Source organism: Azospirillum thiophilum (assembly GCF_001305595.1).
GTDB lineage: Bacteria > Pseudomonadota > Alphaproteobacteria > Azospirillales > Azospirillaceae > Azospirillum > Azospirillum thiophilum.
On sequence record NZ_CP012401.1, the window covers coordinates 1,314,511 to 1,332,872 of the forward strand.

The window sequence follows — 18,362 nt, forward strand, 5'->3', positions numbered from 1 at the left end:
ACGGCCCGGCGCCCGGGGGAGTGCTTTCGAGGGCTTCGTGCCTATCCGACCTCCACCCGGTTGCCGCCGGCCTGCCGGGCCGCCTGGAGAGCCCGTTCGGCGCGGTGAAAGGCCTGCTCGACCGACGGCTCCAGCGGCAGCCAGGCGGTGGCGCCGATGCTGGCGGTGACGGCGCGGCTTTCCGCCGGCCGCGGGCCGGGCCCAGTTCCAGGCACCGGCACCGGACTGTCGGCCAAGGCCGCGCGCACCCGCTCCGCCACGACGGCGGTGCCGGCGGCATCGGTCTCCGGCAGCAGGACGACGAACTCCTCGCCGCCGAAGCGGGCGAGATGGTCGGAGATGCGCAGGGCCGCCCGCACCCGCTTCACCAGGGCGCGCAGCACCGCGTCGCCCGCCGCGAGGCCGTGGGTGTCGGTGATCCTCCTGAAGCCGTCGGGATCGAGCAGGAACAGCCCGAGCGGCCGGCCATGGCGCCGCGCCCGTGCCAGTTCCGCCTCCGTCAGCTCCAGGAAGCGGCGGCGGTTCCATACCCCGGTCAGCGGGTCCAGCACCGCCAGCCGGTTCAGGCGGGCGGTCGCCTCCTCCAACTGCCGGGTACGCTCGGCGACGCGCTGTTCCAGCGCCCGGAAGTCGGCATGGGCGCGCAGCGCCGTGACCACGCAGGTGATCAGCCTGCCCGCGGTCATGTCCGTCTTCGCCGCGAAGCCGTCGATCTCATAGGCGAGGACGAGGTCTTCTTCCGGCACCCGGGCGGGCTGGCCGGTTCGCAGGATGATGCGGATGCTGCGGTTGCCGGGATCCTCGCGGATTCTGCGGACCAGATGCAGGCCGGCCTCCTCGGTCTCCATCACCACGTCCAGCAGAAGGACGGCGATGTCCGGAGTGCCGCGCAGGATCCGTTCCGCCTCCGCGGCGCTGGTGCAATCGAGGAGCCGGACGGGACGGCCGCGGAAGCGCAGCCGCGCCAGCGCCAGCCGGGTGACGGCATGCATCTCCGGCTCGTCGTCGGCGACCAGGATCAGCCAGGGCGGGGCGTCCGGGTCCGGGGCGCCGAAATCCGGGACGGCGGAGTCGGAGGCCTTCTCCCCGCCCGGCGGGCCCTGCGGGGGTGGGGAAGCGTCCGGGGCGAACAGGAAATCGTTGGACATGGCTGCCGGCTCGGGACTGTCCGCGGTACGCGTATGGATGGAAGCACGGCGCCGCGGACGATGCAACGGCGCCGAGCGCCGCGCCGCCCCTCTCCTCCGCTCCGCCTCCTGGCCGGAAGAGCGGAAATGGCGGTGGATCGGCGGGGCCGGCGGCGCGTTCAGCCATTCGGTGCTTGCGCGGCAACCGCAACCCACCTTAGGCATGGCAGTGCATGGGGCAACGATCGGAGCGGACCGGGTATGGAAGCAGGCATGGACGAGCGCGAGCATGCGACGAAGCTGCGCGCGCTCGCGCTGGGGGCGCTGGGTGTCGTCTATGGCGACATCGGCACCAGCCCGCTCTACACGCTGCGCGAATGCCTGACCGAGGGCGGCGGCTTTCCGCTGGTGCCGGAGGTCATCCTGGGCGTGCTGTCATTGATCTTCTGGGCGCTGATCATCACGGTGACGGTGAAATATGTCGTCTTCGTGATGCGGGCCGACAACCAGGGCGAGGGCGGCATTCTGGCGCTGACCGCGCTGGCACTGCGCGGCATGCGGCCGGGACACCGGCGCACCGGCATCGTCATGGCGATCGGCGTGATGGGGGCGGCGCTGTTCTACGGCGACAGCCTGATCACCCCGGCCATCTCGGTGCTGAGCGCGGTGGAGGGGCTGCATGTCGTGGCACCCGCCCTGGACGCCTACGTCATCCCGATCACGCTGACCATCCTGATCGGGCTGTTCGTGCTGCAGCGCTTCGGCACCGAGAAGGTGGGCCGGCTGTTCGGGCCGGTGATGCTGGTCTGGTTCCTGACGCTGGGCGTGCTGGGCGGCTGGCAGATCGTGCGCTATCCGGGCGTGCTGGCCGCGGTCTGGCCCGGCCATGCGGTCGAGATGCTGTTCCAGCATGGCTGGCACGGCTTCCTGCTGCTGGGCGCCGTGGTGCTGGCGGTGACGGGTGCCGAGGCGCTCTATGCCGACATGGGGCATTTCGGGCGCAAGCCGATCCGCATCGCCTGGTACGCGCTGGTGCTGCCGTCGCTGCTGCTGTGCTATTTCGGCCAGGGCGCCCTGCTGCTGCACGAGCCCGACGCCATCGAGAACCCCTTCTTCCATCTGGCGCCGGAATGGGCGCAGGTGCCGCTGCTGCTGCTGGCCACCGCGGCCACCATCATCGCCGGGCAGGCGGTGATCTCCGGCGCCTATTCGGTGACGCTGCAGGCGATGCATCTGCGCTACCTGCCGCGGATGGAGGTGCGGCACACCTCCGAGCATGCCAAGGGCCAGATCTACATGCCGCAGCTGAATTGGCTGCTGCTGGCCGGCGTCCTCCTGCTGGTGCTGAGCTTCCAGACCTCCAGCAACCTCGCCGCCGCCTACGGCATCGCGGTGACCGGGACGATGGTGGCGACCACGCTGCTGGCCTACAAGGTCGCGCGCTCGCTCGGCCGCTGGAAGCTGTGGCAGGCGGTGCTGGCGCTGGCGGTGTTCCTGACCGTCGACATGGCGCTGTTCCTGGCCAATCTGGTCAAGGTCGAGGAGGGCGGCTGGTTCCCGCTGGTGGTCGGCGCGCTGGTCTTCCTGCTGATGGCGACGTGGCGGCGCGGCCGCGAGGTGGTGCGCAAGCGGCTGGCCGAGGATGCGCTGCCCTTCGACCTGCTGATGGAGCGGATGAAGGGCGGGTCGGTGCAGCGGGTGTCGGGCACCGCCGTGTTCCTGACCGGCAACCCGCGCGGCCTGCCGCCCGGGCTGCTGCACAGCCTGAAGCACTACAAGGTGCTGCACCAGCGCGTCGTCCTGCTGACCGTCGACATCGAGGATGTGCCCCATGTGCCCGATGACCAGCGGTTCGAGCTGAAGGCGCTGTCCGCCGGCTTCTTCCGGCTGATCGTCCATTTCGGCTTCAAGGACGAACCCGACATCCCGCAGGCGCTGGAGACTAGGCGGATTCCAGGATTGCCGTTCGAGCCGATGGAGACGACCTATTTCGTCAGCCGCGAGACGCTGATCCGCAGCCACGGCAAGCTCGGCCTGCCGCGCTGGCAGGAACCGCTGTTCATCTTCCTGTCGAAGCTGTCGACCAGCGCGTCGGAGTATTTCTGCATCCCGCCCAACCGCGTGGTCGAACTGGGCATGCAGTTGGAGATCTGAGGGGCTTCCGGCCGCAAGACCGGGACGGTGGAAACGAAAAGGTCCCGGTCTTGCGGACTGGGACCCTGGAGCCTGTGACGAAGGGACGGATGACGGTGGATCGTTTCTCAAACAGACTCAATCGGCAATTTTAGAGTTTCATGCGTTTCATATGAAACGCATGAAACTCCAGCCCTTTGATTGGCGATCGGATTCACGCTTCAAATCGACGTCGATTTTACGCGATCCGATCTAGTCCTCAATCATGGCGGAAGGGTTACGCCGCCACCGCCAATCCGATCACGATTGCCTCGGAAGCAACCTCCGCTTCAGCCATGGGAACTCCAGCGCCCACAAGAACATCAATAATTGCATTTCCAATGGATGCCCCTCCTTCGGAAATAATTCCTTCTATTTGTGCGGCCATCTGTTCGAGAGCGGGGCCGTTGAAAAAATTCGAGATAGCTTCGGTGATCAGCGCGCCCATAGTTAACTCCTTGGCTTGGTTTTGATGGTCAGTTGACTGTCATCTTGTCTGAGATGTCAAAATCATAGGCCATAGTCCGAGATCGCAATTAATTTTCTCGGGTATGGCAATGATGTCGGAGTTTTTAGAGCAGCTTTTTCGGAATACTAAAAAAAGCGTGCCCAGTGATATCGGATTATTTCTTTTGGCAACCGAATCAGCGGCGTTGTTCAAATCAGAAATGGTACTGTTCAAGACTTTCTTCCTTGCATGCCAAATGCGAGCTGCACGCATTGTGCATCGAGGTTTGTTTTGTTGCTCATTGGTTGCGTTTTCTGTATGACACACTCGATTTCAGGGTGCATCCTCCAGTTCTTAAAATCTGGATGGTCCAGATGCTCAGACCGTGGCCACTTCATATTCCCCTCGATGAGGACAGCCAGCGGGCGATCCACATCCAAATCTACGATGCGGTGGTGGCAGGCATCCGTTCGAAGCGGCTGCCCGCCGGTAGTCCGCTACCGGGCAGCCGAACCTTTGCACAACTTCTGGATGTTAATCGCAAAACGGTGCAATTGGCCTATGACGAGCTGATCGCCGCCGGCTGGGTTACGACGGAAGGCCGGCGCGGTACCTTCGTCTGCCTGCGCCCCCCGTCAGCGCAGCGTTCGACCGCCGAGACGGGCATCGACCGGCATCCGGAGCCCGTGCGATCGTCCCAGCCGGTTCCTCAGCCGCCGCCATACACCACGATCGTCTTCGACGATGGCGCTCCGGACACCCGGCTGGTGCCGGTGTCGGCCCTGGCGCAGGCCTATCATGGGGCGCTGCGGCGGCTCAGCCGAAGCAACAGGCTGGCCGACGAGCACCCGTTGGGCAATCCTGAGCTCCGGCGATCGATTTCGGGCATGCTGAATTTCAACCGCGGCATGGCCACCACGCCGGACCGCATCTGCCTGACCCGTGGTAGCCAGATGGCTATTTTTCTGGCGGCCCGCATCCTGACCGGACCGGGCAGGACGGTTGCGCTGGAAGAGCCGGGCTATGGGCAGGCCCGGACTGCGTTCCGTCGGGCCGGGGCGGATCTGGCGCTGGTTCCGGTGGACGGGGAAGGGATGCGGGTGGACATTCTGGAAGGGCTGTGTCGGACGCGTGGGCTCGCCTGCGTCTATGTCACGCCGCACCATCAGTTTCCCACCACCGTGTCGCTGAGCCCCGAGCGGCGCCGACGGCTGCTCGAGCTGTCGGAGCGTTACGGCTTCACCATCGTCGAGGACGACTACGACCACGAGTTCCATTTTGCCAGCAAGCCGCTGCTGCCGCTGGCCAACCGGGCGCCGGATGCGCGGATCATATACATCGGCTCATTCTCCAAACTGCTGTCGCCGCATGTGCGCAGCGGTTTCATCACGGGGCCGGCCGGATTCATCCGCGACGCCGCTTCGTGGGTGGCCCAGATCGATCGGTTGGGAGATCCGGTGAAGGAATTGGCACTGTCCGAACTGATCAATTCCGGCACTCTGCAGCGCCATAACGACAAGGCCCGGCAGGTCTACGACCAGCGTCGGCAGGGCTTTGCCGACCTGTTGCGGCAGAATCTCGGGACGGGTGTGCGCTTCTCGGTACCGGATGGCGGATTGGCCTATTGGGTGGAGTTCGACGCGCCGGTCAACACGGCCGGTTTCATGGCGCGGGCACGAGCGGCGGGGGTGCGTCTTCTGCCCGCCCGACAGTTCTGGACCGGCAGGCCCTTGGTAGGAGGGACGCGGATCGGCTACGCTCATATGTCCGGGGCGGAGGTTGCGGAACCGCTGCGTCGCCTCGGGCGGGTTCTACGCCAGACGGAGTCTCCCGGCAACACCGGCGAAAGGGGGTAGGCATTCCCAAGCCCGCCCCCTCTGCCGCCGGTCAGCGCCGGACCATCGGCGCCAGATCCTTGCGGATGCCGGCGTCGAGCCGGGCGTTCAGGTCGTCCATCATCCGCCGGGTGAGGTCGAGGAAGGTCGCCTCGCGGTCGGCGAGCGAGATGTTCTCCGCCACCGTGGTCGACTGGGTGACGGTGGAACGCGTCACGCCGCGGAAGCCGCCGCTGCCGGTGTCGGGGACCTCGCCGGCGACCTCGACCTCGATCCGGCCGTCATAGCGCTGGGCCTGATCGTTGGTGAAATAGCCGCTGATGCCCTTCTTGGTGGGCAGCGGCACCTCGACGATGCCGGCGTCGCGGATGGTGACGCGCACGCGCCCCGGCCCGCCGGCCGCCTGCAGCCGCTCCGCCGCCCAGCGCCGCACCGCTTCGGCCGGCGGAACGGGGGAGCGGCCCTCGACATGCTTGGCCCCCATCGGCCGGTAGGAATCGACCACGTCGACGATCCCGGCATTCAGCACGATCGGCCCGAAATTGGAAAAGTCGATCGGGCGCGGCGCCGGGCGCGGCGGCGTGCTCTGGCAGGCGGCGAGCAGGAGGGTGGCCGTTCCGGCGGCGAGGAGGAGGCGGCGCGACAGCATGGGGGCTCCGGTTCGGGGCTGGGGAAAAGGAAAGGGGCGCGGCGCGGACGCCGCGCCCCGATGAACGCGCTGGTGTCGGACCCTATTCCCGCTCAGGCGGCGGGACCGTACACCCGGTCGAGATCCGCATCGGTGAAGTGGTAGTCGGTCGAACAGAACTGGCAGGTCACCTCGACCCGGCCGTCGTCGATCTTCAGTTCCTGCACCTCTGCGCGGGGCAGGCTGCTCAGCATGGTTTCCACCCGCTCGCGCGAGCAGCGACAGCCGAAGCGCAGGGCCTGGCCGTCATAGACGCGCACGCCGTCCTCGTGGAACAGGCGGTAGAGCAGGTCGGCGGCCGGCAGCTCGGTCGACAGCAGCTCGTCGCCGGACACGCTGGCCATCAGCGCCATGGCGCGGCGCCAATCATCCTCGTTGTCCGACGCGACGACATTCTGCTCCTGCGGCAGACGCTGGACCATGATGCCGCCGGTCCGCCAGGGACCGAAGGAACCGTCCGCGGCGACGGCGCGGTCGACCGAGACGGTCAGGCCGGTGTCGATCTGCTCGGACTGGCGGAAATAATGCTGGACGCAGTCGGTCAGCGTCTTGCCATACAGCTCGACGATGCCCTGGTAGCGGTCGGTGTCGGCGCCCTGGTCCACCGTGAAGGCGATGTAGCCCTTGCCGAGCAGCGCCGCGGCCGGGGCGATCTCCACGTCCCGCTCGGCCTTGGCCAGCGCCTCGGCATCGAACTGGGCGTAGGCGCGCACGTCGCCGACCGAGGTGACGTCGGCCACCATCAGGCGGATCGGCCCGTCGCCCTTGGTCTGGAGGGTGAAGATGCCCTCGTATTTCAGCATGCTGGCGAGCAGCACGGCCAGCGTCGCCGTCTCCGCGAGGAAGCGGGCGACGGTGGGCGGATAGTCGTGGCGGGTCAGGATTTCGTCGATCGCCGGCCCCAGCTTGATCGCGCGGCCACGCAGGCGCGACGCCTCGATCTGGAACGGCAGGACGAAATCATCGGTGAGCGGGCGGACGGACGGATCGTCCATAGGGCGGATTCCTTGACAAAAGGCCGGTGATGGGGGCGTAGGCCGCAAGATCGGGGCGGGGAGCGGCCGAATCAAGACCGGCAAGGCACCCATGCATGGGGGGGCCTGTGGTGTAGGGAGGCGCTTTGCCCCCTCCCTAACCCTCCCCCTCTTCGAGGGAGAGGGAACTCCGCCGCTCCGCTGCCCAATTCCCTCTCCCACGATCGGACCGGCCTTCGGCCGGCCGAGAGCGGGGGAGGGTCAGGGAGGGGGCGAACCGGCCCGTCAGTCCAGAACGCCCATGCACCAGCCGAGAATCGCCTTCTGGGCGTGCAGGCGGTTTTCCGCCTCGTCCCAGACGACGGAGTGGCGGCCGTCGATCACGCCGTCGGTCACCTCCTCGTTGCGGTGGGCCGGCAGGCAATGCATGAACAGCGCGTCGGGGTGGGCGTGCGCCATCAGCGCCTCGTTCACCTGATAGGGGGCGAGGATCGCCGCGCGCTCGTCGACGTCGGTGTTGTGCATCGAGGCCCAGGCGTCGGTGATGACGCATTCGACCCCGCGCACCGCGTCCTCCGGCCGGTCGGTGACGACGAGGCGGCCGGTGCCCTCGCGCTCCGCCCAGGCCAGCAGCTCCGGCGAGGGGCCGTAGACGGTCGGGCAGGCCAGGCGCAGCTCGAAGCCGAAGCGGACGGCTGCATGGGCCCAGCTGACCGCGACGTTGTTGCAGTCGCCGATCCAGGCCACCGTCCGGCCGCCGATCGGACCGCGATGCTCCTCGAAGGTCATCAGGTCGGCCATGATCTGGCAGGGGTGGGTCTGGTCGGTCAGGCCGTTGATGATGGGCACGCTGGCATGGGCGGCCAGTTCGTGCACCCGCTCCTCGCCGGTGGTGCGGACCATCACCGCGTCGACGAATCGCGACAGCACGCGGGCGGTGTCGCCGATGGTCTCGCCGCGGCCCAGCTGCATGTCGTCGGGCTTCAGCACCACGACCTTGCCGCCGAACTGCTGCATGCCGACCTCGAAGGACACCCGGGTGCGGGTGGAGGGCTTCTCGAAGATCAGCGCCAGCGAACGGCCGGCCAGCAGGGTCGAATGGGCCAGCCGGTCCGCCTTCAGGTCGGCCTTGATGCGCACGGCATGGTCGAGCAGGCGGCGCAGGGTGGCGCCATCCATCCGGTCGATGTCGAGGAAATGCCGAACGTCCTTGTTGTCGCCGCTCATCCAACGCACTCCTGCGCCGTCCGGTCGAGAATCCCGACGGCCTCGTCTACCTCGGCTTCGCCGATGGTCAGGGGCGGCAGCAGCCGCACCACATTGTCGCCGGCCGGGACCGACAGCAGGCCGTTGGCGCGCAGCTTCGCCACCATTTCGCCCACCGGCTGGCCCAGCTTCAGCCCCAGCATCAGGCCCTGGCCGCGCAGCTCCAGGAACATCGCCGGATGTTTGGCGATCAGCTCCTCCAGGCGCCCGCGCAGGATGCCGGACACGCGCTGCACGTCGTCGAGGAAGCCCGGCGCCAGCATGACGTCCAGCACGGCGTTGCCGACGGCGGTCGCCAGCGGGTTGCCGCCATAGGTCGAGCCGTGGGTGCCGGCGGTCATGCCCGACGCCGCACGCTCGGTGGCGAGGCAGGCGCCGAGCGGGAAGCCGCCGCCGATGCCCTTGGCGACGCACATGACGTCCGGCGTGATGCCGGCCCATTCATGGGCGAACAGCTTGCCGGTGCGGCCCATGCCGCACTGGATCTCGTCCAGGAACAGCAGCAGGCCATGCTCGTCGCACAGCGCGCGCAGGCCGCGCAGGAACTCCACCGAGCCGGCGCGGATGCCGCCCTCGCCCTGGATCGGCTCGACGCAGATGCCGCCGGTCGCGGGCGTGATGGCGGCGCGCACGGCATCGAGGTCGCCGAAGGGCACCTGGTCGAAGCCGTCCAGCAGCGGGTCGAAGCCGTGCACCAGCTTCTCCTGCTTGGCGGCCGAGATGGCGCCCAGCGTGCGGCCGTGGAAGGCCTGCTCGAAGGTGATGATGCGGTTCTTCTGCGGGTTGCCGGATTCATAATGGAACTTGCGGACGGCCTTGGCCCCGCATTCCCACGCCTCGGCGCCCGAGTTGGTGAAGAAGACGGTGTCGGCGAAGGTGGCGTCGGTCAGGCGGCTGGCCAGGCTCTCCTGCCCGGCGACCCGGAACAGGTTGGAGGTGTGCCACAGCTTCTTCGCCTGCTCGGTCAGCTTTTCCACCAGATAGGGATGCGCGTGACCCAGCGCGTTCACCGCGACGCCGGCGGCGAAATCGAGGAATCGTCGCCCGTCGGTCGCGTAGAGATACGGACCTTCACCACGCTCGAACACGATGTCGGCGCGGGCGTATGTGGGCATGACGACGGGGATCACGGCGTTTGACTCCCAAAAAAGGAAAATCCGGCGGCCATGGCTGGCCGCCGGGAACGGCAAATATCCGGAGAACGACGGGTTCTGTCAACGGAGAGGGCGGAAAAGACGCTGCTTTCGCGGAAGCTTCACGCCTTCAGCCTGTAGCCGGTCTTGAACATGCGCCAGGCCAGCCACCACAGCCCGGCGTTCGTGGCCAGCATCACGGCCACGCCGAGCCAGCGCGACCCGTCCGACGTGCCGATGAAGCCATAGCGGAAACCGTCGATCATGTAGAAGAAGGGGTCGAAATGGGCGACCCACCAGAAGACCGGCGGCAGGGTATCGACCGAATAGAAGGTGCCGGACAGGAAGGACAGCGGCGTCACCACGAAGTTGGTCACCGCCGCGATGTTGTCGAATTTCTCCGACCAGACGCCGCCGACCAGACCCAGCAACGACAGCAGCATCGACGCCATGACGGCGTGGAACAGCACGAAGCCCGGATGCGGCATGTGCATCGGGATCACAGCCCAGATGGCAAGCCCGGTCACCAGACCCACCACGATGCCGCGGGTGACGCCGCCGAAGACGAAGCCGCTGACCAGTTCCATCGGCGACAGCGGCGGCATCAGGATGTCGACGATGTTGCCCTGGACCTTGGCGATCACCACCGAGGAGGAGGTGTTGGCGAAGGCGTTCTGCACCATCGCCATCATGATCAGGCCGGGGGCGAGGAATTCCAGGTAGGGTGTGCTTCCCACCATCCGCACAGCCGAGCCGAGCGACAGGGCGAACACCGCGTAATAGAGCAGCGTCGTCACAACCGGCGCCCAGACGGTCTGCTGGTGGACCTTGACGAAGCGCCGCACCTCGCGTGCGTAGAGCGTCCACAAGCCGATCCAGTTGACGGAACCGACATCGCGCGGCATGGGAGGGAGGGGAAGGGTCATCGCGTCACGATCTGCCTGTTGGGAGCCGGCTTCTCCATGGTCGCGGTCGCGGCCGGGGAGGGCGGGTCTGTTTCGCCAGGAAAGGGCGCCGGGAGGGTCACGGACTGTACGTGCGGCCAGCCCATCCGGCAACCGCCGCCGCCGAAGGGACTGCCATGAACACCGACGATAAGCGCTCCGCCGATGTGCCTTCGGGCCGGCCGGGGCGAAAGCCGCCGAAACGCGTGACACCGCAGTATCTGGAGAATGCGGCGCTTTATTATCTGGAGCGATTCGCCAGCTCCACGTCGAATCTGCGCCGGGTGCTGATGCGCAAGGTCGACCTGTCCGCCAAGGCCCACGGCACCGACCGGGAGGAGGGCGTGCGCTGGGTCGACGAGCTGCTGGCCCGCTATGTCCGCAGCGGCCTGCTGAACGACGAGACCTATGCCCGCATGCGCACGGAGAGCCTGCACCGCCGCGGTGCCTCGACCCGGCTGATCGCCCAGAAGCTGGCCGGCAAGGGCATCGGCCGTGACGAGGCCGACAAGGCGCTGGACAGCCTGCGCGAGGATGTCGGCCCGGACCTTGACCTGTCGGCGGCGCTGGCGCTCGCCAAGCGCCGGCGGCTGGGCCCGTACCGGCTGCCGGAACAGCGGGCGACGCACCGCGAGAAGGACATGGCGGCGCTGGGCCGGGCCGGATTCGGCTATGAGATCGCCCGCCGGGTGGTGGATGCCGAGGATCCGGAGGAGGTGCTGGGGGAGTGAGGGGGGAGAGGAGTGGATCAGCTTTCGTCCGTCGGCCCCCTCCCGAACCCTCCCCCGCTTCCGCGGGAGAGGGAACTCCGCCACACACCGACACAGTCGTGCCGTTGCCAAACGTCCTGCCCCCTCTCCCGCGATCGGACCGGCCATCGGCCGGCCGAGAGCGGGGGAGGGATGGGGAGGGGGCAGCCAGCGCAGCACTCCACCCTCGAAAACGACGAAACGCGCGGCACCCTTTCGGATGTCGCGCGCCGCTCTCATACCGGGAGTCGGAATCGTCCTGTACGCGTCCTAAATCTCGTCAGCGGAGCGGCAAGCGCCCCGCTTCAGCACACCAAACGCGTCCCGGAGACAGGGGAAGCGGTCAGGCCGCGGCCTGCTGCTTCTCCTGCGCCTTGGCGATGCGACGCTTCAGGCGGCGGGCTTCCAGGCTCAGCACGTCGTCCTTCGCATCGAGCAGGAAGGCATCGAGGCCGCCCTTGTGCTCGATCGAGCGGATCGCGTTCACCGAGATGCGCAGACGCACCAGCTGCCCCAGGCTGTCGCTGAGCAGCGACGTGTCCTGGAGGTTCGGCTGGAAGCGACGGCGATTCTTGTTGTTGGCGTGGCTGACGTTGTTGCCAAACTGCGTGCCCTTGTTGGTCACGGCGCACCGACGTGCCATCGGACTGATCCTTTACTTTAGCAAATGAAACCCGGTATCGGACGGCCCGCCGCCCGAAGGAGGCCGCTATATAGTCGAACAAAAGCGGGGTCGTCAAGCCGGGATCCAGATGAAATCCTCAAAAAGCTCGAGGCGTCACAGCCGGCCCAGGACATTTCGCGAGTCGAAGCGCGGCGGCCTCTTCGATCGGGTGAAGAGACGCGCCGCGCCATGTCTTGCCGCACCATGTCTTGCCGCACCATGCCTCGGCAGCGACCGTTTGACGGCTGTTGTCAGTTCAGGGAGGTGGGGGCCTTCGGCGCCGGCTTGCCGGGGGCAGGCTTTGCGCCGCGGCGCGGGGCAGGCTTGGCATCGGCCTTGACCGCGGCGGGAGCGGCGGCCGGGGCGGCCGGAGTCGGAGCGACCGTCTCGGTCTTCACCGCCTCGACCGGTTCCTTCACCGGGACCTCGGCCGGTTCGGCGGCGACGGCGGTGGCGATCGCCGCTGTCTCGGCAACCTCGACGGGGGCCGGGGGCGGGACGGGAACCGGAATGGGCTCGGGCGCCTCCACGATGGGGGCGGCGACCGGCGCCTCGGCCTTCACCGGTGCCGGCTCGACGGCTTCCGGCTGCGGCGCGTCCACCTTGGGGGCCACAGCCACCGGGGCGGCCACGGGGGCGGCCGGAGCCGCAGCCACCGGAGCGGCGGCAGCCGGCAAGGTGGTGATCTCGGCGGCGATTTTGGTGGAGACGTCCAGGAAGCCCTGCACGCTCTCGGTCACGCGGGTCTGGGTGGTGGACAGCCAGTCGCGCTGCAGCGCCGCCAGATCGGCGGGGCTGCGGGCCTTGCCCAGCCCGGCGGCCAGACGGCTGGCGTCGTTGACCGTGGTGGTCACGCCATCGAACCAGCGGCGGTAGCCATCCTGCATCAGGGTGGCGACACGGGCGGACTTGGCCGCGGTGGTCTGGGCATTGGTCTTGGCCAGCGATCCGGCCTGTGTGAACAGGGTCAGGACGTTGGCGGGGGTCGGCTGAGCGGTCATGGCGTCGTCTCCCATAATCGAAGGCACGTTGGCGGAAACGGAAAGGCCGCTCCGGCGTAACCCCAGGAGACCGCGGGCACCCCGGCCCAAGCGATATGTCCAATTCGACGCGGCCGAATCGGCACACTCCGCCCCTTTCCCGCCCGAAGCAGAATATCCCTACCGCTGGTGCGGCGCAACGGATTTGTTGCGGTGCAGCATAAGCTGTTCGGATTATGCGCTTCCCGGCCGGTCGAGGAAGCGTCCCAGCAGGAGATGGGCGGCGGCGGCCGGGATGGTGGTGCCGGCGGTCACCTCCGCCTCCAGACGCGCCAGGTCGGCGCGCACCGCCGGGTGGGCGCGGAAGCGGTCGATCAGCGTCTCGCGGATCTCGCTCCACAGCCAGGCGCGGGCCTGCTCCGCCCGCCGGATGGCACGGGCGCCGTTGCCCTCGGTCAGGGCCTTGTGCTCGCCGATGGTGGTCCAGATGGCGGCGATGCCGTCCTTGCGCACGGCGGAGCAACTGAGCACCGGCACCCGCCAGTCGCCATGACGCAGCAGGGTCAGGGCGTGGCGGTAGTCGGCCACGGTGTGGCGGGCGGTGGCGGCGAGATCGCCATCGGCCTTGTTGACGACGACGAGGTCGGCCAGCTCGACGATGCCCTTCTTGATGCCCTGCAGCTCGTCGCCGCCGGCCGGCAGCAGCAGCAGCATGAACAGGTCGACCATGTCGGCGACCGCGGTTTCCGACTGGCCGACGCCCACCGTCTCGACGATGATGACGTCGAAGCCGGCGGCCTCGCAGATCAGCATCGCCTCGCGGGTGCGGCGGGCCACCCCGCCCAGCGTCGCCCCGGCGGGCGAGGGGCGGATGAAGGCGTCCGGCTCGCGCGACAGATCGACCATGCGGGTCTTGTCGCCCAGGATCGAGCCGCCGGTGCGCTGCGACGACGGATCGACCGCCAGCACCGCGACCTTGTGCCCGAGCCCGATGACATGCAGCCCGAACGCCTCGATGAAGGTCGATTTGCCCACCCCCGGCACGCCGGAAATCCCGAGTCGCACCGAATTGCCGGTGTGGGGCAACAGCGCCGCCAGCAGCGCCTCGGCGGTGGCGCGATGGTCGGCGCGGGTCGATTCGATCAGCGTGATCGCCCGGGCCAGCGCCCGCCGGTCGCCCGACCGGACGGCTTCAGCGAGGCGGGCGGCGTCCGGCGGGGCGGTGTCGGTCATGGCTGCGGGATCGGTCAGTGCGAGGGGAGCGGTACCCTACCCGCGGAGCGGTCGCGAATAAAGCCTCCGAACCTCAGGTCCGCACCGCCGGCGACTCCACCGCCTCCAGGTTCAGGGCGGCGGCGAGCAGGGCGCGGGTGTAGTCCTGCTGCGGCGCCTCGAAGATGCGCTGGGTCGGTCCCTGTTCGACCACCTTGCCGTCCTTCATCACCATGACGTGGCTGGACAATGCCCGCACCACCCGCAGGTCGTGGCTGATGAACAGGTAGGCGAGGTTGTGGCGGGCCTGGATGTCGCGCAGCAGATCGACGATCTGCGCCTGCACCGACATGTCGAGCGCCGAGGTCGGCTCGTCCAGCACGACGAATTTCGGTTTCAGCACCAGGGCGCGGGCGATGGCGATGCGCTGGCGCTGGCCGCCGGAGAATTCGTGCGGGTAGCGGTTGCGCGAGTCGGGCGGCAGCCCGACCTCCTCCAGCGCGCGGGACACCATCGCTTCGCGGTCGGCACGGTCGCCGATGCCGTGGATGCCCAGCCCCTCGCCGATGATCTGGCCGACCGACAGGCGGGGCGACAGGCTGCCGTAGGGATCCTGGAAGACGATCTGCATCTCGCGCCGCAGCGGGCGCAGGCGCTTGGGAACCCAGCCCTGGATGTCGGTGCCGTCGAAGCGGATGGCGCCCTCGCTGGCATGCAGGCGCAGCAGCGCAAGGCCGAGCGTCGTCTTGCCCGACCCCGATTCGCCGACCACGCCGACGGTGTGGCCGCGGCGGACCGCGACGTCGACGCCGTCCACCGCCTTGACATGGCCGACGGTGCGGCGCAGCAGCCCCTTCTTGATCGGGAAATGGACCTTCAGCCGGTCCGCCGCCATCACCTCCGCCGCGTCCTCGGGCGGCGACAGCGGGTTGCCGCGCGGCTCGGCCGACAGCAGCTTCTGCGTGTAGGCGTGCCGGGGCCGGATGAACAGGTCGTCGACCTTGGCCTGCTCGACGATCTCGCCCTGGTTCATCACGCAGACGCGGTCCGCCATCTTGCGCACCACGCCCAGGTCATGGGTGATCAGCAGCAGCGCCATGCCGAAGCGGCTCTGCAGATCCTTCAGCAAGGCCAGGATCTGGGCCTGGATGGTGACGTCGAGCGCGGTGGTCGGCTCGTCGGCGATCAGCAGGTCGGGCTCGTTGGCGAGCGCCATGGCGATCATCACGCGCTGGCGCTGGCCGCCCGACAGTTCGTGCGGGTAGGCAGTCAGCCGCCTTTCCGGATCGGGCAGGCCGACGAGCCGCAGCAACTCCAGCGTGCGGGAGCGGGCGGCGCCGCCCGACAGGCGCTTGTGCAGGACCAGCGTCTCGTTGATCTGCCGCTCGATGCTGTGGAGCGGGTTCAGCGAGGTCATCGGCTCCTGGAAGATCATGGCGATGCGGTTGCCGCGCACCTGCCGCAGCGTCTTCTCGTCGGCGCCCAGCAGCTCGGTGTCGCGGAAGCGGATCGAGCCGGCGGGGTGGTGCGCCATCGGGTAGGGCAGCAGCTGCAGGATCGACAGCGCCGTGACCGACTTGCCCGATCCCGATTCGCCGACGAGCGCCACCGTCTCGCCCTTCTGGATGTCGAAGGACACGCCCTTGACGGCCTGTGTCGCGCCGCCGCCCGAGCGGAAATCGACGCGCAGGCCCCGGACGGAAAGGAGGTCGGGGTTGGGGGGCATCAGGGTCATGTCGGCGAACGTCCGCAATATCCCCCTCTCCCCCCCGGGGAGAGGGTCGGGGTGAGGGGGGAGCATCGGGTTGATTTAGGAAGCAGGGAGGGGCGTCGCATCTGTTGCGAAGCCACCCGGTGCATCCCCCTCCCCCCGACCCTCTCCCCGGGGGGGAGAGGGGGCAAGCGGTCGCGGTCGGCGCGCGCCATCACTCCGCCGCCTCCTTGCGTGCCGCCGCGGATGCCGACTCGCCCGGCAGCGCGGTGGACAGCTGGGCGATGGTCTTGCGCGGGTCGAAGGCGTCGCGCACCGCCTCGCCGATGAAGATCAGCAGGCTGAGCATGAGTGCCAGCACGAAGAAGGCGGTCAGCCCGAGCCAGGGCGCCTGCAGGTTGGCCTTGCCCTGGGCCAGCAGTTCGCCCAGCGACGGCGAGCCGGGCGGCAGGCCGAAGCCCAGGAAGTCCAGCGCGGTCAGGGTGGTGATCGAGCCGTTCAGGATGAAGGGCATGAAGGTCAGCGTCGCCACCATGGCGTTGGGCAGGACGTGGCGCACCATGATGGTGAGGTCGCCGGCGCCCAGCGCCTTGGCCGCGCGCACGTAATCGAGGTTGCGCGCCCGCAGGAACTCCGCCCGCACCACATGCACGAGCGCGGTCCAGGAGAACAGCAGCAGCAGGCCCAGCAGCCACCAGAAGGTCGGCGTCACCACGCTGGCCAGGATGATCAGCAGGAACAGGGTGGGCAGCCCCTGCCAGATCTCGATGAAACGCTGGAACAGCAGGTCGGTCAGCCCGCCGAAATACCCCTGGACCGCGCCGGCCGCGACGCCGACGACCGAGGAGAAGGCGGTCAGCACCAGCCCGAACAGCACCGAGATGCGGAAGCCGTAGATCAGCCGCGCCACCACGTCGCGCCCCTGGTCGTCGGTGCCGAGCCAGTTGTCGGCCGACGGCGGGGCGGGAGCGGGGACCGGCAGGTTGTAGTTGATGGTGCGGTAGCTGTAGGGGATCGGCGGCCACACCATCCAGCCCTTGGCCTGGATCAGGTCGCGGACATAAGGGTCGCGGTAGTCGGTCTCGGTCTCGAACTCGCCGCCGAAAATGGTCTCCGGATAGGCGGTGAAGACCGGCCAGTAATACTGCTCCTCGTAGCGGACCAGCAGCGGCTTGTCGTTGGCGATGAACTCCGCCCCCAGCGAGAGGACGAACAGCACCAGGAAGATCCAGAAGGACCAGAAGCCGCGGCGGTTCGCCTTGAAATTGGCCAGCCGGCGCCGGGTCAGCGGAGTCATCACACCCTCCGCGAGTCGAAGTCGATGCGGGGATCGACCATCACATAGGTGATGTCGCCGACCAGATTCATGATCAGCCCCAGCAGCGTGAAGAAATAGAGGGTGCCGAACATCACCGGATAGTCGCGGTTGATCGCCGCCTCGAACCCGAGCAGACCCAGCCCGTCGAGCGAGAAGATCACCTCGATCAGCATGGCGCCGGTGAACAGGATGCCGATGAAGGCGCCGGGGAAGCCGGCGATGACGATCAGCATGGCGTTGCGGAAGACATGGCCGTACAGCACGCGGCTTTCGGTCAGCCCCTTGGCCCGCGCGGTGGTGACATACTGCTTGCCGATCTCCTCCATGAAGGAATTCTTGGTCAGCATGGTCAGGCCGGCGAAGCCGCCGATCACCATGGAGAATACCGGCAGAGCCATGTGCCAGAAATAGTCGAGCACCTGTTTGTACCAGGGCAGGTCGCCCCAATTGTCGGATACCAGCCCGCGCAAGGGGAACCAGTCGAGATAGCGGCCGCCTGCGAACACCACGATCAGCAGCACCGCGAACAGGAAGCTGGGGATCGCATAGCCGACGATGACCACGCCGGAGGTCCAGACGTCGAAGGGCTGGCCGTCGCGCACCGCCTTGGCGATGCCGAGCGGGATGGAGACGAGATAGACGATCAGCGTCGTCCAGATGCCGAGCGAGATCGACACCGGCATCTTCTCCAGCACCAGATCGACCACGCGGCGATCCCGGAAGTAGCTGCTGCCGAAATCGAACATGATGTAGTTCGACATCATGTGGACGAAGCGTTCGTGCAGCGGCTTGTCGAAGCCGAACTCCTTCTCCAGCTGCTTGATGAAGGCGGGATCAAGCCCCTGGGCGCCGCGGTACTTGCTGCCGGTGTCGCCACCGGACTGGTTCTGGTGCTGGGCGGTGTTGGCGTCGCCGCCGGCGGAGCCGCCGATGCGCGACGTCGCCTCCACCGCGGTGCCCTGGACGCGGGCGATCATCTGCTCGATCGGGCCGCCGGGGGCGATCTGCACGATCAGGAAATTGATCACCATGATCCCGAACAGGGTCGGGATGATCAGCAACAGGCGGCGGATGATGTATGCCAGCATCGCGGGTGTCCCAACCCTCCCCAATCCTCAAGTGACGGCAGCTTAGACCAGAG

At 67.8% G+C, this 18,362-nt stretch carries 16 protein-coding genes; 3 read left to right on the forward strand and 13 right to left on the reverse strand.

The annotated features are described in order from the left end of the window. Nucleotides 1–41: 41 nt before the first annotated feature. Nucleotides 42–1,148: a GGDEF domain-containing response regulator gene (locus AL072_RS06065; RefSeq protein WP_045581088.1), complete on the reverse strand. Its 1,107-nt coding sequence runs from the start codon at nucleotides 1,146–1,148 to the stop codon at nucleotides 42–44. A 240-nt stretch (nucleotides 1,149–1,388) separates the two neighbouring features. Between AL072_RS06065 and AL072_RS06070 the strand changes: the two genes are divergently transcribed. Then, the gene (locus AL072_RS06070; RefSeq protein WP_082108841.1) at nucleotides 1,389–3,281 is read left to right on the forward strand and encodes a potassium transporter Kup; all 1,893 of its coding nucleotides are present in this window, start codon (nucleotides 1,389–1,391) and stop codon (nucleotides 3,279–3,281) included. Between the two features lie 256 nt (nucleotides 3,282–3,537). Here AL072_RS06070 and AL072_RS34180 read toward each other — a convergent pair whose 3' ends face one another. Next, nucleotides 3,538–3,747 (reverse strand): hypothetical protein, encoded by a 210-nt coding sequence (locus AL072_RS34180; protein WP_144428158.1) that lies wholly within the window; start codon nucleotides 3,745–3,747, stop codon nucleotides 3,538–3,540. A 245-nt stretch (nucleotides 3,748–3,992) separates the two neighbouring features. Here AL072_RS34180 and pdxR point away from each other — a divergent pair, with 245 nt between their 5' ends. Then, complete coding sequence (gene pdxR / locus AL072_RS06075; protein WP_144428159.1) at nucleotides 3,993–5,603, forward strand: MocR-like pyridoxine biosynthesis transcription factor PdxR; 1,611 nt, start codon at nucleotides 3,993–3,995, stop codon at nucleotides 5,601–5,603. A 31-nt stretch (nucleotides 5,604–5,634) separates the two neighbouring features. On the opposite strand, the gene AL072_RS06080 is transcribed toward pdxR, so the two are convergent. The 5 genes from AL072_RS06080 to AL072_RS06100 all read right to left on the reverse strand — a co-directional run bounded on the left by AL072_RS06080 (nucleotide 5,635) and on the right by AL072_RS06100 (nucleotide 10,569). Beyond that, on the reverse strand, nucleotides 5,635–6,231 hold the full coding sequence (locus tag AL072_RS06080; RefSeq protein ID WP_045581086.1) for a YajG family lipoprotein: 597 nt from the start codon (nucleotides 6,229–6,231) through the stop codon (nucleotides 5,635–5,637). 92 nt (nucleotides 6,232–6,323) lie between these two features. Beyond that, nucleotides 6,324–7,265, reverse strand: a complete 942-nt coding sequence (locus AL072_RS06085) for an Hsp33 family molecular chaperone (RefSeq protein WP_045581085.1) — start codon at nucleotides 7,263–7,265, stop codon at nucleotides 6,324–6,326. 264 nt (nucleotides 7,266–7,529) lie between these two features. Continuing rightward, on the reverse strand, nucleotides 7,530–8,471 hold the full coding sequence (gene argF / locus AL072_RS06090) for an ornithine carbamoyltransferase (protein ID WP_045581084.1): 942 nt from the start codon (nucleotides 8,469–8,471) through the stop codon (nucleotides 7,530–7,532). Continuing rightward, nucleotides 8,468–9,640, reverse strand: coding sequence for an aspartate aminotransferase family protein (locus AL072_RS06095; RefSeq protein WP_045581083.1), 1,173 nt, complete (start codon nucleotides 9,638–9,640; stop codon nucleotides 8,468–8,470). The genes argF and AL072_RS06095 overlap by 4 nt, the downstream gene beginning before the upstream one ends. A 125-nt stretch (nucleotides 9,641–9,765) precedes the next feature. Further along, on the reverse strand, nucleotides 9,766–10,569 hold the full coding sequence (locus tag AL072_RS06100; protein ID WP_045581082.1) for an ABC transporter permease: 804 nt from the start codon (nucleotides 10,567–10,569) through the stop codon (nucleotides 9,766–9,768). 155 nt (nucleotides 10,570–10,724) lie between these two features. Here AL072_RS06100 and AL072_RS06105 point away from each other — a divergent pair, with 155 nt between their 5' ends. Beyond that, the gene (locus AL072_RS06105) at nucleotides 10,725–11,318 is read left to right on the forward strand and encodes a regulatory protein RecX (protein WP_045581081.1); all 594 of its coding nucleotides are present in this window, start codon (nucleotides 10,725–10,727) and stop codon (nucleotides 11,316–11,318) included. Nucleotides 11,319–11,679: 361 nt separating this feature from the next. Here the strand turns inward: AL072_RS06105 and rpmB are convergent, their stop codons facing one another. From rpmB to AL072_RS06135, 6 genes are all read right to left on the reverse strand, one after another. Beyond that, nucleotides 11,680–11,979, reverse strand: a complete 300-nt coding sequence (gene rpmB, locus AL072_RS06110; RefSeq protein ID WP_045581080.1) for a 50S ribosomal protein L28 — start codon at nucleotides 11,977–11,979, stop codon at nucleotides 11,680–11,682. 272 nt (nucleotides 11,980–12,251) lie between these two features. Then, nucleotides 12,252–13,001 carry a phasin family protein gene (locus AL072_RS06115; protein ID WP_045581079.1) on the reverse strand — a complete coding sequence of 250 codons (750 nt, stop codon included), beginning with the start codon at nucleotides 12,999–13,001 and terminating at the stop codon, nucleotides 12,252–12,254. A 213-nt stretch (nucleotides 13,002–13,214) separates the two neighbouring features. Continuing rightward, nucleotides 13,215–14,213 (reverse strand): methylmalonyl Co-A mutase-associated GTPase MeaB, encoded by a 999-nt coding sequence (gene meaB, locus AL072_RS06120; protein WP_045581078.1) that lies wholly within the window; start codon nucleotides 14,211–14,213, stop codon nucleotides 13,215–13,217. A 73-nt stretch (nucleotides 14,214–14,286) separates the two neighbouring features. After that, nucleotides 14,287–15,927, reverse strand: a complete 1,641-nt coding sequence (locus AL072_RS06125) for an ABC transporter ATP-binding protein (protein WP_144428160.1) — start codon at nucleotides 15,925–15,927, stop codon at nucleotides 14,287–14,289. A 190-nt stretch (nucleotides 15,928–16,117) separates the two neighbouring features. Next, nucleotides 16,118–17,200 (reverse strand): ABC transporter permease, encoded by a 1,083-nt coding sequence (locus AL072_RS06130; protein WP_045581077.1) that lies wholly within the window; start codon nucleotides 17,198–17,200, stop codon nucleotides 16,118–16,120. Further along, complete coding sequence (locus AL072_RS06135; RefSeq protein WP_045581076.1) at nucleotides 17,200–18,309, reverse strand: microcin C ABC transporter permease YejB; 1,110 nt, start codon at nucleotides 18,307–18,309, stop codon at nucleotides 17,200–17,202. The genes AL072_RS06130 and AL072_RS06135 overlap by 1 nt, the downstream gene beginning before the upstream one ends. Between the last annotated feature and the right edge of the window lie 53 nt (nucleotides 18,310–18,362).